General features: G+C 74.6%; 13 protein-coding genes and 1 pseudogene. 9 read left to right on the top strand and 5 right to left on the bottom strand.

Annotation, left to right across the window (positions count from 1 at the left end; genetic code table 11):
- Positions 1 to 67 precede the first annotated feature (67 nt).
- From AB0G59_RS26310 to cobC, 5 genes are all read left to right on the top strand, one after another.
- Positions 68 to 2,134, top strand: a complete 2,067-nt coding sequence (locus tag AB0G59_RS26310) for a putative cobaltochelatase (RefSeq protein ID WP_360916331.1) — start codon at positions 68 to 70, stop codon at positions 2,132 to 2,134.
- A complete protein-coding gene (cobO, locus tag AB0G59_RS26305; RefSeq protein ID WP_360916328.1) occupies positions 2,134 to 2,733 on the top strand; it encodes a cob(I)yrinic acid a,c-diamide adenosyltransferase in 600 nt (199 codons plus the stop codon). The genes AB0G59_RS26310 and cobO overlap by 1 nt, the downstream gene beginning before the upstream one ends.
- Entirely contained in the window at positions 2,730 to 4,238 is a 1,509-nt protein-coding gene (locus tag AB0G59_RS26300) for a cobyrinate a,c-diamide synthase (protein WP_360916325.1), read from the top strand. The genes cobO and AB0G59_RS26300 overlap by 4 nt, the downstream gene beginning before the upstream one ends.
- On the top strand, positions 4,235 to 4,615 hold the full coding sequence (locus AB0G59_RS26295) for a cobalamin biosynthesis protein (protein ID WP_360916322.1): 381 nt from the start codon (positions 4,235 to 4,237) through the stop codon (positions 4,613 to 4,615). Before AB0G59_RS26300 ends, AB0G59_RS26295 begins: the two co-directional genes overlap by 4 nt.
- Before the next feature lie 72 nt (positions 4,616 to 4,687).
- Positions 4,688 to 5,740, top strand: coding sequence for an Rv2231c family pyridoxal phosphate-dependent protein CobC (gene cobC / locus AB0G59_RS26290; RefSeq protein WP_360916319.1), 1,053 nt, complete (start codon positions 4,688 to 4,690; stop codon positions 5,738 to 5,740).
- Positions 5,741 to 5,747: 7 nt separating this feature from the next.
- On the opposite strand, the gene AB0G59_RS26285 is transcribed toward cobC, so the two are convergent.
- Positions 5,748 to 6,659: an SCO1860 family LAETG-anchored protein gene (locus tag AB0G59_RS26285; RefSeq protein ID WP_360916316.1), complete on the bottom strand. Its 912-nt coding sequence runs from the start codon at positions 6,657 to 6,659 to the stop codon at positions 5,748 to 5,750.
- Between the two features lie 213 nt (positions 6,660 to 6,872).
- Positions 6,873 to 8,015 carry an amidohydrolase family protein gene (locus AB0G59_RS26280; protein ID WP_360916313.1) on the bottom strand — a complete coding sequence of 381 codons (1,143 nt, stop codon included), beginning with the start codon at positions 8,013 to 8,015 and terminating at the stop codon, positions 6,873 to 6,875.
- Between the two features lie 173 nt (positions 8,016 to 8,188).
- Between AB0G59_RS26280 and AB0G59_RS26275 the strand changes: the two genes are divergently transcribed.
- The 3 genes from AB0G59_RS26275 to AB0G59_RS26265 are packed head-to-tail and all read left to right on the top strand — an operon-like array spanning position 8,189 to position 11,150.
- Positions 8,189 to 9,229, top strand: coding sequence for a hypothetical protein (locus AB0G59_RS26275; RefSeq protein WP_360916310.1), 1,041 nt, complete (start codon positions 8,189 to 8,191; stop codon positions 9,227 to 9,229).
- Positions 9,226 to 10,485 (top strand): histidine kinase, encoded by a 1,260-nt coding sequence (locus AB0G59_RS26270; protein ID WP_360916307.1) that lies wholly within the window; start codon positions 9,226 to 9,228, stop codon positions 10,483 to 10,485. The genes AB0G59_RS26275 and AB0G59_RS26270 overlap by 4 nt, the downstream gene beginning before the upstream one ends.
- A complete protein-coding gene (locus AB0G59_RS26265; RefSeq protein WP_360916304.1) occupies positions 10,482 to 11,150 on the top strand; it encodes a response regulator transcription factor in 669 nt (222 codons plus the stop codon). The genes AB0G59_RS26270 and AB0G59_RS26265 overlap by 4 nt, the downstream gene beginning before the upstream one ends.
- Here AB0G59_RS26265 and AB0G59_RS26260 read toward each other — a convergent pair.
- A pseudogene (locus tag AB0G59_RS26260) lies at positions 11,147 to 11,272 on the bottom strand (EstA family serine hydrolase); the annotation flags it as partial. The gene AB0G59_RS26265 and the pseudogene AB0G59_RS26260 sit on opposite strands and share 4 nt — an antisense overlap.
- Before the next feature lie 100 nt (positions 11,273 to 11,372).
- Here AB0G59_RS26260 and AB0G59_RS26255 point away from each other — a divergent pair.
- Positions 11,373 to 12,506, top strand: coding sequence for a TerD family protein (locus AB0G59_RS26255; RefSeq protein WP_360916407.1), 1,134 nt, complete (start codon positions 11,373 to 11,375; stop codon positions 12,504 to 12,506).
- Between the two features lie 201 nt (positions 12,507 to 12,707).
- Here the strand turns inward: AB0G59_RS26255 and AB0G59_RS26250 are convergent, their stop codons facing one another.
- On the bottom strand, positions 12,708 to 14,195 hold the full coding sequence (locus AB0G59_RS26250) for an alkaline phosphatase PhoX (RefSeq protein WP_360916301.1): 1,488 nt from the start codon (positions 14,193 to 14,195) through the stop codon (positions 12,708 to 12,710).
- 194 nt (positions 14,196 to 14,389) lie between these two features.
- On the bottom strand, positions 14,390 to 15,889 hold the full coding sequence (locus tag AB0G59_RS26245; RefSeq protein ID WP_360916298.1) for a hypothetical protein: 1,500 nt from the start codon (positions 15,887 to 15,889) through the stop codon (positions 14,390 to 14,392).
- Positions 15,890 to 15,900 lie beyond the last annotated feature (11 nt).

Below are 15,900 nucleotides of genomic sequence, written 5' to 3'. Positions count from 1 at the left end.
GCGTGACCCTCAACTGCGGCAACGGCCGACCCATTCGGCGAGAGCCCCTCGAAGGAGTGAACAGCGCATGAATACCACCTATCCCTTCACTGCGATCGTCGGCATGGACGATCTGCGCGTGGCTCTCCTGCTGAATGCCGTCTCCCCAGCCGTGGGCGGTGTGCTCGTACGTGGCGAGAAGGGCACGGCCAAGTCGACGGCAGTTCGCGGTGTCGCGACGCTGATGCCACCGATCGCCGTCGTCGACGGCTGCAGGTTCTCCTGTGACCCGACGGCGCCGGACCCGGCGTGTCCGGACGGGCCGCACGGAGTCGATACGTCGAGGGACACCCGGCCAGCGCGGATGGTCGAACTGCCCGTCGGGGCCTCGGAGGACCGACTGGTCGGCGCCCTCGACATCGAGCGGGCCCTGTCCGAGGGCGTGAAGGCCTTCGAGCCCGGCCTCCTGGCCGACGCGCACCGAGGCGTGCTGTACGTCGACGAGGTCAACCTCCTCCACGACCACCTGGTGGACCTCTTGCTCGACGCGGCAGCGATGGGCGCCTCCTACGTCGAGCGCGAAGGCGTCTCCGTCCGTCACGCGTCCCGCTTCCTCCTCGTCGGCACCATGAACCCCGAGGAGGGCGAGCTGCGCCCGCAGCTCCTCGACCGGTTCGGGCTGACCGTCGAGGTCGCGGCCTCGCGGGAGACCGACGAGCGCGTCGAGGTCGTCCGTCGGCGCCTGGCCTACGACGAGGACCCGGCGGCGTTCGCCGCCAAGTGGGCCGCCGAGGAGGACGCGCTGCGCGAGCGCATCGCCGCCGCGCGGGCGCTGCTGCCGGGCGTCCGGCTCGGGGACGGGGCGCTGCGCCGCATCGCCGCCGTGTGCGCCGGGTTCGAGGTGGACGGCATGCGTGCGGACATCGTGACCGCGCGCACCGCGAGCGCGCTCGCCGCGTGGGCGGGGCGTACGGACGTGACGACGGCGGACGTCCGGCAGGCGGCGTTGCTGTCGCTGCCGCACCGGCGCCGACGCAATCCGTTCGACGCGCCCGGTCTGGACGAGGACAAGCTCGACGAGATCCTCAACCAGTTCGAGGACGACGAGCCGGAGCCCGAGCCGGATCCGGAGCCCGAGGGTCCGGACCCGGACGGCGACGGCCCCGACGGCCCCGACGGCGGCGGGCAGCAGCCCCCGCAGGACGGTCCGGGCCCCGACGGCACCCCCGACGTGCCGCAGCAGCGGGAGGGCTCCGACTCACCCGCCCCGCAGGAAGCCCCGGCGTCCGGCTCCGGCGGCGTGGCCCCCGAGGCCCCCGCCGTCGCCGCCGCCGATCCCTTCCGCACGCGCCGGTTCGACGTGCCCGGCCTCGGTGAGGGCGCCGACGGTCGCCGGTCGCGCGCGCTCACCGCGCACGGGCGTACGACGGGGGCGCGCCGCCCCCGCGGTGGCACCCTCGGCAAGCTGCACGTCGCCGCGACCGTGCAGGCCGCGGCCCCGCACCAGCGGGCGCGCGGGCGCAGCGGCCCCGGGCTGGTGGTGCGGCGCGACGATCTGCGCGAGGCGGTGCGCGAGGGCCGCGAGGGCAATCTGGTGCTGTTCGTCGTCGACGCCTCCGGCTCCATGGCGGCGCGCAAGCGGATGAGCGCCGTCAAGGGCGCGGTGCTGTCGCTGCTGCTGGACGCGTACCAGCGCCGCGACAAGATCGGCATGATCACCTTCCGGGGCGCGGAGGCGGAGGTGGCGCTGCCGCCGACGTCCTCGGTGGAGGCGGGCGCGGCGCGGCTGGAGAAGCTGCCGACCGGTGGTCGTACGCCGCTGGCCGCGGGGCTGCTGCAGGCGCACGACGTGCTGCGGGTGGAGCGCCTGCGCGACCCGTCGCGCCGCCCGCTGCTGGTCGTGGTGACCGATGGCCGGGCCACCGGCGGCCCCGAGCCGCTGGAGCGGGCCTCGCGGGCGGCGCGCCTGCTGGCCGGCGAGGGCACGGCGTCGGTCGTGGTGGACTGCGAGTCGGGGCCGGTGCGGCTCGGGCTGGCGGGCGAGCTGGGGCGCGCGCTGGGCGGCCCGGTCGTGACGCTCGACGAGCTGCGCGCGGACAACGTCTCCGCGCTGGTGCGTACCGTACGGAACACGAACTCGAGGAGGGCCGCGTAATGCCCAAGGGACAGCCGACCGTCGTACCGGACGACGGGCTCACCACGCGCCAGCGGCGCAACCGTCCGCTGGTCTTCGTCCACACCGGCATCGGCAAGGGCAAGTCGACGGCGGCCTTCGGCCTGGCGCTGCGGGCCTGGAACCAGGGCTGGCCGATCGGGGTGTTCCAGTTCGTGAAGTCCGCGAAGTGGAAGGTCGGCGAGGAGAACGCGCTGCGCGTCCTCGGCGCCTCGGGCGAGGGCGGGAGCGTCGACTGGCACAAGATGGGCGAGGGCTGGTCCTGGATCCAGCGCGACTCCGAGCTCAGCAATGAGGAGAAGGCGCGCGAGGGCTGGGAGCAGGTCAAACGCGACCTGGCGGCGGAGAAGTACAAGCTGTACGTGCTGGACGAGTTCGCGTACCCGATGCACTGGGGCTGGATCGACACCGATGAGGTGATCGAGGTGCTGCGCAACCGTCCGGGCACCCAGCACGTGGTGATCACGGGCCGCAACGCGCCGGAGAAGCTGGTGGAGTTCGCGGATCTGGTGACGGACATGTCGAAGGTCAAGCACCCGATGGACACCGGTCAGAAGGGCCAGCGGGGCATCGAGTGGTGAGTACGCACATCCCCCGCCTGGTCGTCGCCGCCCCGGCGTCCGGCAGCGGCAAGACCACGGTGGCCACCGGCCTGATGCGGGCCTTCACGGACGCCGGGCTCGCGGTGTCGCCGCACAAGGTCGGCCCGGACTACATCGACCCCGGCTATCACTCCCTCGCGACCGGTCGCCCCGGCCGCAACCTGGACGCCTGGATGTGCGGTCCGGAGCGGATCGCCCCGCTGTTCCTGCACGGGGCGGCGGGCTGCGACCTCGCGGTGGTCGAGGGCGTGATGGGGCTGTACGACGGTGCGGCCGGCCAGGGCGAGCTGGCGTCGACGGCACACGTGGCGAAGCTGCTGCGGGCGCCGGTGGTGCTCGTCGTCGACGCGTCGTCGCAGTCGCGGTCGGTGGCGGCGCTGGTGCACGGCTTCGCGGCCTGGGACCCCGAGGTACGGGTGGCGGGCGTGATCCTCAACAAGGTCGGCTCGGACCGGCACGAGGAGCTGCTGCGGGAGGCGCTGGCGGAGTCGGGGGTGCCGGTGCTCGGGGCCGTGCGGCGCGCCGGCCAGATCCATACCCCGTCCCGCCACTTGGGCCTGGTGCCGGTCGCCGAACGCACCGCCGAAGCGGTGGACGCGGTGGCGGCTTTCGCCGCCAGAGTCCGCGAAGGCTGCGACATGGAGGCCCTCCTGGCCGTGGCCCGCAGCGCCCCGCCGCTGCCGGGCCCGGCGTGGGACCCGGCGGATGCTTTCCCCCACCCCGCCCCTTCCCGTAACCGGGGCTCCGCCCCGGACCCCGGTCCTCAAACGCCGGACGGGCTGCAAGTTGTGGGCAATCGTTCCGCAGGGCTGGGGGTACCCCCAGCGGTAGCTGGGGGAGGGTGGGCACAACGGGACCACGGCCCGCAGACGAACGGTGCCCCCGTCATCGCCGTGGCAGGCGGTGCCGCGTTCACCTTCTCGTACGCCGAGCACACGGAACTGCTCCAGGCGGAAGGCGCGGAGGTCGCCACCTTCGACCCCCTACACGACGAGGCGCTGCCCGAAGGCACCGCCGCCATCCTCATCGGCGGCGGCTTCCCCGAGATGTACGCCCCCGAACTCTCCGCCAACGAACCCCTCCGCAAGGCCGTGGCCGACCTCGCGGCCACCGGCGCGCCCGTCGCCGCCGAGTGTGCGGGCCTGCTCTATCTCGCCCGTTCGCTGGACGGAAAGCCGATGTGCGGGGTCCTGCCGGCGGAGGCCCGGATGTCGGAGCGGCTGACGCTCGGCTACCGCGAGGCCGTGGCGATCGCGGACAACGTCCTGGCCCCGGCGGGCACGCGCGTGCGCGGGCACGAGTTCCACCGCACGGTGATCGAGCCGGGCGCGGGCGCGTCCCCCGCCTGGGGGCTGACGCACCCGCAACGGCGCGTCGAGGGCTTCGTCCAAGGCGCCGTGCACGCCTCGTACCTGCATGTGCACTGGGCCGGAGCCCCCGGCACCGCGGCCCGTTTCGTCGCCGCCGCGGCGGGCCCGAGGTGACCTCGCTGTGTGTCGGCGTCGGCGCCTGCCGGGACGCCGCGGCCGACGAGGTGCTCGCGCTCGTCGAGCGGACCGTCGCCGAAGCGGGCGCGGCCATGGGTGCGGTGACGGTCCTGGCCACGGTGGACGTGCGGGCCGCCGAGCCCGGCGTGCTGGCGGTGGCGGCGCGGCTCGGGGTGCCGGTCACGGCGTACGCCCCGCACGAGCTCGCCGCGCAGCCGGTGCCGCACCCCTCGGACACCGCCCGCAGGGCCCTCGGCACGGCGGGGGTCGCCGAGGCCGCCGCGCTGCTCGCGGCCGGTCCGGGCGCGGTGCTCGTCGTGGCCAAACGGAAGTCCGCGCAGGCCACCTGCGCGATCGCCCGTGGCCCCGCCTGACGCGGGAGCGTCGGCGCTCAGTACCGTGTGAGTACTGCACATACCCGAGCCGGAAGAGAGCTGTCCGCGGCCATGCACACATCCGCCGAACCCGACCTGCGCCACCACGGTGACGCCGAAGTGCGGGGCATGAGCGCGGAACTGACCGATCTCGCCGTCAACGTGCGGGCCGGTACGCCGCCGCAGTGGCTGCGCGAGCGGATAGCCGACTCGCTCGGCACGCTGGCCGCGTACCCGGACGGGCGGGCGGCCCGCCGTGCGGTGGCGGAGCGGCACGGGCTGCCCGAGGAGCGGGTGCTGCTGACGGCGGGGGCGGCGGAGGCGTTCGTGCTGCTCGCGCGGGCGCTGCCGGTGCGGCGCCCGGTCGTGGTGCATCCGCAGTTCACGGAGCCGGAGGCGGCCCTGCGGGACGCCGGGCACACGGTGGAGCGGGTGCTGCTCGACGCGGCGGACGGGTTCCGGTTCGATCCGCGGGCGGTGCCCGGGGACGCGGATCTGGTCGTCGTCGGCAACCCCACCAACCCCACGTCGGTCCTCCACCCGGCCCGGGCGCTGGCCCGGCTGGCCCGTCCGGGGCGGACCCTGGTGGTGGACGAGGCGTTCATGGACGCGGTGCCGGGCGAGCGGGAGTCGCTGGCGGCCCGTACGGACCTGCCGGGCCTGGTGGTGCTGCGCAGCCTCACCAAGACCTGGGGGCTCGCGGGGCTGCGCATCGGCTATGTGCTGGCCTCGCCCGGCACCATAGCCCGGCTGGAGCGGGCGCAGCCGCTGTGGCCGGTGTCCTCGCCGGCACTCGCGGCGGCGGAGGCGTGCAGCGCGCCACCGGCTCTCGCCGAGGCCGCGCACGCCGCGGACCGGATCGCCTCGGACCGCTCCCATCTGCAGTTGCGGCTGGCGGAGTTCCCGGAAGTGACGGTGTGCGGTCCGGCGGCCGGGCCGTTCCTGCTGATCCGGCTGGAGCGGGCCGCGGCCGTACGGACCCGGCTGCGCGGCCTGGGCTTCGCGGTGCGCCGGGGCGACACGTTCCCGGGGCTGGGCCCGGACTATCTGCGGCTGGCGGTCCGGGACCGTACGACCACGGACCGCTTCGTCGCCGCGCTGGGCGAGGCCCTCTCCGCGGACTGACGCGGGGTCAGTCCTCGGCCCGGCCGGCCCGGCGGCGGCGTGCGGCGACGACCGCTCCCCCGCCCCCGACGAGCAGCAGTCCCGCCGCGCCGGCGAGGTAGGGCGTGGTGGAACTGCCGCCGGTCTCGGCCAGGTTGCCCTTCGCGGGCGGTTCGCCGGCCGTACGGGCGGCGGTCTGCGGCTTCGGGTCCGTGGGAGAGGCGTCGGCGGGCGCCTCGCAGCCGGCTCGTACGAGCGTCACCGTGCCCCGGACCTTGGCCACGCCCAGCGCCAGCGGGTCGACGGAGACCTCGAGGCCGAGCGCGGTGGCCGCGGCGGTGCGGGAGGTGGTGGCGGTCTTCGACAGCTCCAGGCGTACGTCGCCGACCCCGGGCACGGAGACCTTGGTGGGGCCGGTGGCGTCGAGCGTGACCTTCTTGCCGAGCACGGAGACGCTGCCGAGGACGTTGGAGGTGGCGGTGGGCTTCTTCCCGGCCTCGCAGACGGCCTCGGAGGTGACCTGCTGGACCTCGACGAGGGAGCGCAGCGGCAGGCCGGGGACGTGCACCCGGGCGCGGACGAGGCGGGCGTAGCCCTTGGCGGCCGTGCGGTCGGCGGTGGCGCGCGAGGTGGCGGCGTCGGCGCGCAGGAGGGTGACGGGCCTGCCCTGTTCGACTCCGTCGAGGGTGACGGCGAGCGTGGTCCTGCCGGCGTCGGCCGGGGCCTTGACGTCGTTGAGCGAGGCGTTGACCGGTACGTGCGCGGCGCCGCCGAGCAGGGAGACGTCGAGGCCGGTGCGCAGGACGGTCGCCGTCGCCGTGCCGGATTCGGTGGCGTGCGCGGGCGCGGCGGCCAGGGTGAGCGCGGTGGCGGTGACCGTAGCGGCGGTGGTCAACCGGCGTGCGGGCATGCCGAAGGAGGAGCTGGTGGTGCTGGACACGTGTGTGGAACCCCCACGGGAGAACGGAGCCGTCGGCGCGCCAATGGGGGACATCGCGCGCCGACGGCATCGACTCCGCAATGTTCGATGCGGTGGGGGTGAACGGACAGAGCTGCGCCGTCAGTTCACTCCAAAGGATGTGTTTCGCCTTCGCATTCGATTCATGCGGCACAGATGCAACGGGCAACCACTCCAGCCACGGGGCCGGACCGTTCAGGCCACCACGCGCCCCCGCAGCACGATCCGGCGCGGGGCGCCCAGCACCCGTACGTCCGCGCGCGGATCGGCGTCGTAGACCACGAAGTCGGCCGGAGCGCCCTCCTCCAGCCCCGGGCGGCCGAGCCATTCCCGTGCGCCCCAGGCGGTCGCCGCGAGCGCGGCCGACGCCGGGATGCCCGCCTTGACCAGCTCCGCGACCTCCTGGGCGACCAGCCCGTGCGGCAGCGAACCGCCCGCGTCCGTGCCGACGTAGACGGGGATCCCGGCGTCGTAGGCGGCGCCCACGGTCCGGTAGCGGCGCTCGTGCAGGCGGCGCATGTGGTCCGCCCAGCGCGGGAACTTGCCCTGGCCGGCGTCGGCGAGCCGGGGGAAGGTGGCGATGTTGACGAGGGTCGGCACGATGGCCACGCCCCGCTCGGCGAAGAGCGGAATCGTCTCCTCGGTCAGCCCGGTGGCGTGCTCGATGCAGTCGATGCCGGCCTCCACCAGCGGGGCGAGGGTCTCCTCGGCGAAGCAGTGCGCGGTGACGCGGGCGCCCAGCCGGTGGGCCTCGGCGATGGCGGCCTCGACCTCGCCGCGCGGCCAGCAGGCCCCCAGGTCGCCCGTCTCCCGGTCGATCCAGTCGCCGACGAGCTTGACCCAGCCGTCGCCCCGCCGCGCCTCGCGGGCGACGTACGCCACCAGGTCCTCGGGCTCGATCTCATGCGCGTAATTGCGGATGTAGCGGCGCGTGCGGGCGATGTGCCGGCCCGCGCGGATGATGCGCGGCAGGTCCTCGCGGTCGTCGATCCAGTGGGTGTCGGAGGGCGATCCGGCGTCGCGCAGCAGCAGTGCGCCCGCGTGCCGCTCGGTCAACGCCTGCTTCTCCGTGGTCTGTTCGTCGACCGCGCCGTGCGCGTCGAGGCCGACGTGGCAGTGCGCGTCCACCAGGCCGGGCAGCACCCAGCCCTCGACGGTGGTGACGTCCCGCGCCCCGGCCGGCCGGTCGAAGGTGATCCGCCCGCCGACCACCCACAGCTCGTCGCGCACCCCGCTCAGAGGGTCCGGGCCGACCAATATCCGCCCCTTGATGTGCAGCACCGGCTGCTCCGGCGCCGCGGCGCCCGCGTCCTTGGAGACCTTGTCCTGGGAGACCATGAACGCACTGTACGAGCCCGCCGCCCCGCCCCGTCACGGCACCCGCCGGCCTCGGGGCGGAGAGCGGCCGGCGGATCCGGGCCGTGAGGAGGAGAGGCGGTTCCGCCGTGCGGAGGAGAAGGTCCGCCGCAGGGGCCGAGGCGCACGGCGCCGCCGCACGGAAGCCTGGTGGCATGAGCCGCACACCGCTGATCACGACCCTTCCGACCCCCACCGTCGCCGCGTCGCAGGGCGCCACGGGACGCGGGTGGGACGACCACGCCACGGCCCGCCGTGTCCTGCGGGCGACGGCCGTCGTCGCCTGCGCCCCCTACCTCTCCCTCAAGGTGGCCTGGATCGCCGGGAGCCGGATCGGCATCCCCGAGGGCAGCGTGCTGCTGGACAACGGCACGACGCTGCGGGCGGCCAACGCGGTCACGGTGCTCATGGACGCGTGCGTGATCGTTCTCGCCCTGCTGCTGACCCGGCCCTGGGGCAGACGCGTGCCGTCCTGGCTCCTGGCCCTGCCGATGTGGGGTGCGACCGGGCTGCTGACGCCCATCATGGTCGGCTTCCCCGCGCAGGTCGCCCTGCGGGTGCTGGGGGTCACGAGCGCCGAAGCGCCCTCGGCCGGGCGGCCGTTCCTGGACGAGTGGGTCTTCTCCGTGGTCTACGGCGGGTTCATCGTCCAGGGCCTGGCCCTGGGCACGCTGTTCGTGCTGTACGCCCGCAGGCGGTGGTCCCACCTGTGGCAGGGGCACACCGGCGGGAAGTCCGCCGCACTGCGGGGCCGGGGACAGCGGCTCGCCGCGACGGCCGCCGCCGTGCTCGCCCTCGCACAGGCGGGCGTGCACCTGATGTGGGCGGCCGGCGCGCGGTCCGGCCTGTCGCAAGCGCTGGTCAGGGAGTACGACGCGGACAACGCCCTGCAGGACGCGGCGTACGTGCTGTACGGGGCGGTGGCCGTCGTCGGCCTGGTGCTGCTGCTGCGCCGCGGGGGCCGCGTCCTGCCGCTGCGGGTGCCGTTGCTCCTCGCGGGGACGGGCTCGGCGGCCGTCGGCTGCTGGGGCGGCTGGATGCTGGCGGCGGCGCTGATCGGCGGGAACGCGGGCGACCGGGCCGCGACGCCCCTGATGATGATCACCTACGCTGTGCAGATGATCGTCGGACTGCTCGTACTCGCGGCCGGCGCCCGCTACTTCGCCCGGCGGGCGGCCGCGGGCCCCGCCTCGTGAGGGCCGCCGCGCGGCGGGTGGCGGGCGCGGCGCTGGGGCGCCGCGCCCGGCTGCGCTGGGTGCACCTGCTGCTGGGCGGCGCGCTGTTGATGCCGTACTACCTGCTCGCCAACACGGTGCTGTCGGTGTTCGTGCCCAGCGCGAACGTCTTCTTCCCCACCTCCCCGTGGTGGCAGTTCGCCGTCCTCGGGATGGCGCTGGTCCCGGCCGCCGTCACGGCGCTGTACCCCCTCGCACGGCCGCTGGAGGCCGGGGCGGTACGGGCGCTGTGCGGGGTGCCGAAGGCGGAACTCGCGGCGGGCCCCAGCCGGTCGTGGGCGGAGCGCAGGAACACGGCCGCCTGGTACACGCTGCATCTGCTGGCCGGCGGCATCATGAGCGGGATGTCGCTGGCCGTGCCGCCGTTCGCCGCGGTGCTGATCGCCGCGCCGTTGACCGGCGTTCCGGACGGGCTGGAGGACACCTACCGGCTCGGCGGCCTCTGGCCGGTGCTGATGCCACTGATCGGGATCGCGATGCTCGCCCTGGTCGTCGGCACGTCCTGGGCCGCGGGCTCCCTGCTGGCGCGCTGGGCCCCCGTCCTGCTGGGCCCGACGGCGGCCGACCGCCTCGCGGAGGCCGAGCGGCACGCCATGCGGCTGGCCCTGCGCAACCGCCTGGCCCGCGAGCTGCACGACTCCGTCGGGCACGCCCTGAGCGCCGTGACGCTGCAGGCGAGCGCCGCGCGCAGGGTCCTCGATCGCGACCCCGAGTTCGTACGGCAGGCCCTGGCCGCGATCGAGGAGACGACGCGCGAGGCGGTCGGCGAACTCGACACCGTCCTGGGCCTGCTGCGCGAGGACGGCCCCGCCTCCGCCGCGCCCACGCCCACCCTCACCGGCCTGGAGGGCCTCCTGCAGCGCACCCGCGCGGCGGGCGGCACCGTCGAGTGCGCCGCGCCCGACGGCCTGGAGAAGATACCGCCGGTCGTCTCCCGCGAGGCGTACCGGATCGTGCAGGAAGGGCTGAGCAACGCCCTGCGGCACGCGGGCGGGGCGCCCGTACGGCTGCGGATCGCCCTGCACGACGACGACTTGGAGGTCGCCTTGGAGAACCCCGTCCGGCCCGGTTCCACCCCCCGCCGCACCGGCGGCGGCCGTGGCCTGCCCGGCATCGCCGAGCGGGCCCGGCTGCTGCGCGGCAGCAGCACCGCGGGCGAGCACGACGGCGTCTGGCGGCTGTCGGTCCGGCTGCCGTTGCGCGGTGACGCCCGATGAGCGCCACCCCGATACGCGTCGTCCTCGCCGACGACGAGCACCTGGTCCGTACGGCCCTGCGCGCCATCGTGGGCGCCGAGCCCGGCCTGGAGGTCGTCGGCGAGGCGACCACCGGCGCCGAGGCGGTGTCGCTCGTGCGCGCCCTGCGCCCCGACGTCGTGCTGATGGACGTCCGGATGCCCGAGGTCGACGGCATCCGCGCCACCGAGCGGATCATGGCGGGCATGCCGGACCCGCCGCGCGTCATCGTGGTGACCACCTTCGAGAACGACAGCTACGTCTACGACGCGCTGCGCGCCGGCGCCTGCGGCTTCCTGCTCAAGCGCGCGGGCGCCGACGAACTCGTCCAGGCCATCCGGCTGGTGGCCACCAGCGACTCGCTGCTCTTCCCCTCCGCCCTGCGCGCCCTGGCCGCCGCCCACGGCCGCGGCGCCGCCCGCGACGACGAGGCCGCACGGCTGCGGCAGCGGCTCTCGGAGCGGGAGGCGGAGGTCCTGCGCCTGATGACGGCCGGGCTGTCGAACGCCGAGATCGCCGAGCGGATGACGGTGGGCCCCGCCACGGTCAAGACGCACGTGGCGGGGGTGCTCGCCAAGCTGGGGGTGCGCGACCGCACCCAGGCGGTCATCGCCGCCTACGAGAGCGGTTTCGTCTCGCCCCGCTAGCCGGCGACGCGGTCGCGCACGGCCTTCGCCAGGAAGCCCGCCTCGGGGGCCGCCCCGCCCGGGAAGGCGTACCGGCGCCGGCTGTAGCCGAAGGCGAGGCCGACGCCGGGGTCGGCGAAGGCATTGTGCCGGCGCCCTGCCATGAGCACCGTTCGAAAATTCCCGACTCCCGGGTCATGGAACCGTAAAGCGACGTCGCTCGTTACCCGGGGCATGACCGCTATGACACCCGGCTCGAACATCCCTCTCGCCGTCGCCCGTGTGACGGTGGACGTCACCGCTCCGGTGCGGCTCGACGTCTCGGGCCTGCTGCTCACCGCCGACGGCAAGGTGCGCTCCGACGACGACTTCGTCTTCTACAACCAGCCCACAGGCCCGGGCGTGACCCACCGCGCCGCGTCCGGCGCCACGCCCGACGGGATCACCGTCGACACCGCGGCCGTGCCCGCCGGCATCGAGAAGATCGTGGTCACCGCGAGCCCCGACGCCACGGGCGCGACCTTCGCCGGCACCGAGCCGACCGCGACCGTCCGCAACGCCGACGACGGCTCCGTGATCGCCACCTTCACCCCGCCCCGGCTGGACACGGAGACGGCACTGGTGGTCGTGGAGGTCTACCGCCGCAACGGCGCCTGGAAGGTCCGCGCGGTCGGCCAGGGCTACGCCAACGGCCTGGCGGGCATCGCCACGGACTTCGGCGTCTCCGTGGAGGAGCCGCCCCCGGCGGCGGCTCCCGTGACGGCCCCGCCGATGCCGACGGCGGCTCCCCCGGCTCCGGGCAAGATCAACCTGGACAAGGGCAAGGTCAGCCTCCGCAAGAACGAGACGGTGTCCCTGGTCAAGGGCGGCCAGCCGCTGACGCGCTCGGTGAAGATGGGCCTGGGCTGGGAGCCCGCCTGGAACAGCCGTGCCATCGACCTGGACGCCTCGGTCATCGCGTACGGCCCCGACCGCAACATGATCGACGCCTGCTACTTCGGCCGCCTACAGATCCTGGGCGGCACCATCCAGCACTCCGGCGACAATCTCACCGGCGACGGCTCGGGCGACGACGAGAGCATCACCGTGCACATGGGCGGCCTGCCGCCCGAGGTGACGGGCCTGGTCTTCACGGTCAGCTCCTTCAACGGCCAGAAGTTCACGGAGGTCGCCAAGGCCTACTGCCGCCTCGTCGACGCCCAGACCGGCGAGGAGCTCGTCCGCTTCGACCTGACCGGGTCCGAGCCGAAGACGGGCGTTCTCATGTGCAAGTTCATCCGCCAGTTCTCGGGCGAGTGGGAGATGACGGCGCTGGGCGACTACGTGAAGGCGAAGACGGTAAGGGACTTGGTGAAGCCGGCGGCACAGGCGCTGTAGAGACCGGCCCGTAGGGGGACCACCGGCAGAAGGGGCCGGGGCGGGACGACGGGCCCTGGCAGGGGGCGTAAGGGTTATTCGCGGCCGCGGTGCCGGGTGACGACACCGCAGGGGGTTCCCGGCCGTAAATAATCCAGCCCCCAGAAGGGCCCGTCGTCCCGCCCGGCCCCGCACCACGACGCGGCGGCAGCAGCAGCGAGCCTAGGCCCCAGGATTCCCCCGACGCCCCTGCCGCCGCCAAGGCCCGGTGATCGCGAGCATGATCCCCGGCTCCTGGATGTTGGCGAACAGCGTCCGCCCGTCCGGCGAGAAGGTCACCCCCGTGAACTCGCTGTACTCCGGCTTGCCGGGGCTGCCGATGTTGAGCTCGTTGCGCGCGATCGGGTACGTGCGCCCGTCCTCGGCGGCGCCGAACAGGTGCTGGACGCCCTCGCCGTCCTCGGCTATGACCAGGCCCCCGTAGGGCGAGACGGTGATGTTGTCGGGCCCGTCGAAGGCCCCGTCGCGCCCCGGCTCCTTGTTGACGCCGAGCAGCACCTTCAGGGTGAGGGTGCGACGGCGCGGGTTGTAGAACCACACCTGCCCGTCGTGCTGGGCCGGGCTCTCCTCCCGGGCGAAGGAGGCGACGACATACGCGCCCCCGTCGCCCCACCACATGCCCTCGAGCTTGCGGGCCCGGGTGACCTGACCGTCCTTGAACTGCTTGCGCACCGGCACGGACCGCGCGTCGCGGTCGGGGACGTCGACCCAGTCCACGCCGTAGACGGTGCCGGTGCGCGTCGCGCGGGCGAGGTCGTCGACGAACCGGCCGCCCGAGTCGTAGCACTTGAACGCCTGGAGCACACCCGCACCGGCGGACAGCGTGCGCAGCTTGCCGCGCCCGTGCCGGAAGCCGGCCGGCGGCGTCCAGCGGTAGAACAGCCCGTTGGGCCCGGAGGCGTCCTCGGTCAGATAGACGTGCCCACGGCCGGGATCGACGACGACGGCCTCATGGGCGTACCGCCCGAACGCCTTGACGGGCCGGGGGTCGCGGCCCGCGCGCCGGTCGTGCGGGTCGACCTCGAAGACGTAGCCGTGGTCCTTGGTCATGCCGTTCTGGCCGGCCTTGTCCTCGGTCTCCTCGCAGGTCAGCCACGTGCCCCAAGGGGTGCTGCCGCCGGCGCAGTTCGTGGACGTACCGGCGATGCCGACCCACTCCGCCACGTGCTCGCCGCGCCCCGCGACCTCCACGACCGTGCAGCCGCCGGAGGCGGCGGGGTCGTAGACGAGCCCGTCGGCGAGCGGCACGGGGTGCTTCCAGGCGGACCGGGGCCCCTTGAGCTCGTGGTTGTTGACCAGCAGCGTCGTTCCGCGGCGTCCCTCGAACGCGGCGGTGCCGTCGTGGTTGGACGGCGTGTACTCGCCCGACTCCAGCTTGGTGACGCCGGTGCGGGTGAGCACGCGGTAGGAGAATCCGGCGGGCAGCGCGAGGATGCCGGCGGGGTCGGGAAGCAGCGGCCCGTACCCGATGGGCGCGGCAAAGACGCCAGCGACGCCCTCCGCGTCACTCACAACATCTTCGGCGCCTCCGGCGCCTCCCGCGGCGAGCGCGCCGGGTGCGCTGGCGAGCACGCCGACGCTGCCGGCCAGCGCCACCCCGGCGCCGGTGAACGCGGTGCGCGTGGCGAAGTCTCTTCGGCTGAGGGTCATCTACGTCTCCAGGGCCCGGGAACGACGGCTCGACGCCCGGACCCCGCGAGGCGGAGCCGGACGGCGCTTACGTTCCCGTTCCCCACCGAATGGCGGATGAACACCCACCGACACCCCCGCGACGAAACGAAGGCGGCACACGCCCGGCACGGTGGTGGGGGCGCCCGGTACTGGGGGGCGCCCCCGGAGAAGGGCTACGCGCGGGAGCGGGCCTTGAAGGCGGCCTTGCGGGCCTCCTTGGCGATCTTCTTGTCGGGGTGCAGGTGGCCCATGGCCTCCAGGACGTCCGCCGTCGCCGGGTGGTCCACCTTCCACGCGGCGTCGAAGAAGCCGCTGTGCCGGCCGACCAGGCCCTCCACCAGCCCCCGCAGCTCCTCCGAGTCGCCCTCGGCGGCCAGCTGCGCGGCGATGGTGTCGATGGTCAGCCAGAAGACCATGTCCTCCCCGGGCTCGGGGACGTCCGTGACGCCGTGGTCGGCGAGCCAGACGCGGGCGAGGCCGCCGAGCTGGGGGTCGTCGAGGACCTCGCGCAGCGCGGGCTCGGCCTCGGCGCCGACGAGGGAGAGCGTCTGCTGGCAGACCAGGCGGCGGCCGGGCGCCTCCTCGTCGGCGCCGCGCGCGGCGGCCAGCAGCTCGCGGGCGGCGTCCAGCGGCGTGCGCCGGGCGAGCCACAGCTCGGCCTCGGCGCGCACGGCGGGGCCGGGGTGCCCGGGCAGGGCGGCCAGCAGGTCGTCGGCGCCGGACTCGGCGAGGTCGCCGACGGCGGGGGCGTCGATGCCGGCCTCGAGCATCCGCGCCCGTACCGCGAAGACGCCGAGCGGGGTGAGGGCGACCATGCCGTAGCGGCTGACGTCCTCCTCCTCGGGGAGCTCGGAGGTCACGCCGTCGACGGACTCGCGGATGTGGCCCTCGCCGTCGACGACCTCGATCAGGGACTCGTCGACGGGCCGGTACTGCACGATCCCGGTCGGGGCGAGGATGCGGAACTGGTCGTCCAGGCGCATCATCGCGTCGGAGACCTCTTCGAGGACGTCGTCCGTGGGCTCGTCCATGTCGTCCGGCACGATCATGGACGCGGCGAGCGCCGGCAGCGGCACGGGCCGCTCGGCGGAGCCCTCGTCGAGGGCGGTGAGCAGGTAGAGGTTGCCGAGGATGCCGTCGAGGAAGTCGGCCTCCTCCTCGGGGTTCCAGTCGAGGGCGTCGAGGTCGATGTCGCCGGTCCCCGAGTCGGTGAGCTGCTCGACGAGGTCGCCGAGGTCGGGCGCGGCGGCGTCGGCCAGGACGGTCTCCAGGCCGCCGAGCCACAGCTCGAGGACGTCCTGCGGGCTGCCGGAGGTGAGCGTGGCGAGCTCCTCGCCGGCGACGGCGGTGCCCGACGGCTCGTCGGCGTCGGCGTCCACGGCCTCCGCGTCCGGGTCCTCCGTGAACTCCACCAGGCCCGTGTCCAGCGCGAGCTGCCAGGCCTCGGCGGCGTAGGCGGCGCCGTCCTCGTCGTCCGTGAGGCCCAGGAGCTCGGTGGCGTCGCGCAGTTGTCCGGCGAGGAGCTCGCCGCCCGCGCCGACCGGGGTGCCCTCGCCGGCCCAGCGGGCGAGCTTCGCGGCGCGGGCGAACAGCGGCGCGCTGAGCGCGTCGCGTGCGAGCTCGGCGTCGGAGGGGAGCCGCACCGGCGGCATGGTGGGGCGATCTCCGGACATCAGGGGGGTCA

The sequence above is a fragment of the Streptomyces sp. NPDC021096 genome (genome assembly GCF_040641275.1).
Classification (GTDB): domain Bacteria; phylum Actinomycetota; class Actinomycetes; order Streptomycetales; family Streptomycetaceae; genus Streptomyces.
The sequence above is the reverse complement of the archived record's forward strand: the minus strand, read 5'-3'. Positions and strand labels throughout refer to the sequence as shown.